General features: G+C 31.0%; 2 protein-coding genes. One reads left to right on the top strand and one right to left on the bottom strand.

The window, feature by feature from the left end:
* Positions 1–125 precede the first annotated feature (125 nt).
* On the bottom strand, positions 126–1,616 hold the full coding sequence (locus CLTEP_RS13730; RefSeq protein WP_066827633.1) for a transposase: 1,491 nt from the start codon (positions 1,614–1,616) through the stop codon (positions 126–128).
* A 440-nt stretch (positions 1,617–2,056) separates the two neighbouring features.
* On the opposite strand from CLTEP_RS13730, the gene CLTEP_RS13735 reads away from it, so the two are divergent.
* On the top strand, positions 2,057–2,242 hold the full coding sequence (locus tag CLTEP_RS13735) for a hypothetical protein (RefSeq protein ID WP_201786624.1): 186 nt from the start codon (positions 2,057–2,059) through the stop codon (positions 2,240–2,242).
* Positions 2,243–2,363: the final 121 nt, after the last annotated feature.

Raw genomic sequence — 2,363 nt, forward strand, 5'->3', positions numbered from 1 at the left:
GCCTCAAAATAGAAAAATACACTAAATTACACTGTTGTTTAAGATTATTTAGGTATACATTTTGAGTAGTTCATAATTGGTAATTCCTATTATTGTAAACTGACTTATTTATTTTTTTAATGTGCCTAAAGTAGATTTAAAATACTAAATCCAAAAACTTTGATTCTAGCATCTAAATGAATATTTATGCCAGAAATCATAGTAAAAAAAGAATAACGCTTTTTACCACGAACTCTTAAAGAATGAATTTTATAATCATTAAGAATACGATTATTTATACGTTCAGAAGATGTTCTGGTTTTATAAATTTTTTTCCATTGTTTAGAGCCGCGAGGAATAGGAGTAAATAATCGAATATCCCATGATGGCTTAGTGTGTATTACACGACCGTAAGGCGATGGTGAGCATTGTTCAGTACAGTTACAACTATCAACTTTCTTTAAAACTAAAGGACAACGCCATTTATGGCGTGAGCGAGCTTTTTCATAACCATCGTAGACCATTTTGTGACCACCAATGCAGATAGGGACACCTTTTTCAGTAATAGTTAAAGAAGAAGGATATTTTGAATTCCCTTTGTTTTTGGAGTTCAAATCAATAAAGGGATTAATGTTCCATTTGGAACATAATTCATATGTAGGATAGTTGTCATTAGCTGAGTCAAGAACATAATTTGATATATGGGACTGCGGCAACAGTTCTCTAAATTCAGCTAATGCAACAATTCCAGTGACGCTGTCGTGTCTACGTGCTTCTACAAAACGTAGATAAACAGGTAAATCTATTTTATATTGTTTGTTGTATGTGGATAATGCATATAGGGTATAGCCATAGAACCAACGGTTTTCATCGCTATCCCAACCCCAAGTAGCATCTGTATCTGAAAGTTTACGAGGGCACTTACAATTAAAGATTCCATTTTCACGGCAGTCACAAACTTTAGAACCATAATATGAAGATTTGCAATGGACACAAGTTCCATCACCAGCAAGAGTAAGATTGTCTTTTTGTATTAAACCAAGATTAAAAGATGGTTCTACAGCAACTAAAGTAAAGATTTCTTGAAGTAACTTTTCGAATCTTTGAGAAAATGAGCGACCAGAATAAAAGAAATCAGCAATACGTTTAACAACACCTGGTTTTTTATTAGGTAACTTATTATTTTTCCCTGGTGCTTTTGTTTTAGATGGTTTCTTTTTATATGAATAAGTTTTTTTAAGCTTAAGTCTGTCAGAATTTAAGTCAGATAACCATAATCTAGATATAAAATCATAATGAGCACCAAGAGAAGGAGTTTTATCTTTAGTACAACCAATGCAAGTTGCAAGTAACTCATTGCTGCGAAGTTCTTTAACCCAGTTAGTTAAGCTTGTTTCTTTTTTAAAAAGCATTAAACAAAAAGAACGAAAAATTTCTGGCTGATAAAGTGCTGGTCTACCAGTATTAGAGTAACGAGATTTAAGTTTTTCATAAAGAACATCTAAGTTAAGACAATAAAGTTTAGATATTATAGATTCAATTTTGTTGATTTTTTCAGGAATACTTTTGTATAAATCAGTAAGATTTGAAATAAGAAAATTTTGATATTCAGTGTGTGACCTCCAATTTTTAAGCATAAAATAATCCTCCTTGAAAATGTGTTTTTAAGAGGATTACTGCAAAATTTTACGAATTTGTCAAGTGTTTTATGCAAAAAAACTGGGGGAATTAATAAAAAAATTAAATAATAAAACAGAGTAATCATAGGAACTGAGGAGTTTCCGTGAGTGCTCAGGGGGTAAAAGGGGGTAAACCTTTAATTTTGCGAAATACTATCATTATTCTATCAAAACACATGTGGAGACAGTAGTTAGGCTTAAAAGGGAACACAGGTAGAGGGATTGGTATAGCTGGAGTTAGAAAATGGTAAAAAGGGGATATGTTTTGTGATACGGGGGGAGGAAACAGGAAAAAAGAATTTAATATAGTTATTAGAGCTCTTGAGGGATTTATTTACACTCAGGAGCTTTTGCTTTAAAATTATGATAGAAAAACTAATAGAATGGATTGCGGTATAATGAATAAGAAATTTATAATTGAACAATGTAGAAGACTTGATGTTATGCATAGAGAAGAAAGTGAAGAAGTAAAACAGGAGAACGATTTAAATTCCAAATGGATACTTATTCATAATGAAGGACATAAAGAGTTAATTAATAAATTTGAGAATTTTCTTAAAGATACAGATTGTAAGGATCTATAAATGAGCAAATTTCATAACATATTTTGGAATTAAGAAAAACAAGAACAAAAATAGACATTTTCGCCATCCTAAGGTATTATATTACTGCTAAGAAATATAAATAAAGGATGGATAAAAATGC

The organism is Clostridium tepidiprofundi DSM 19306 (assembly GCF_001594005.1).
GTDB lineage: Bacteria > Bacillota > Clostridia > Clostridiales > Clostridiaceae > Clostridium_AC > Clostridium_AC tepidiprofundi.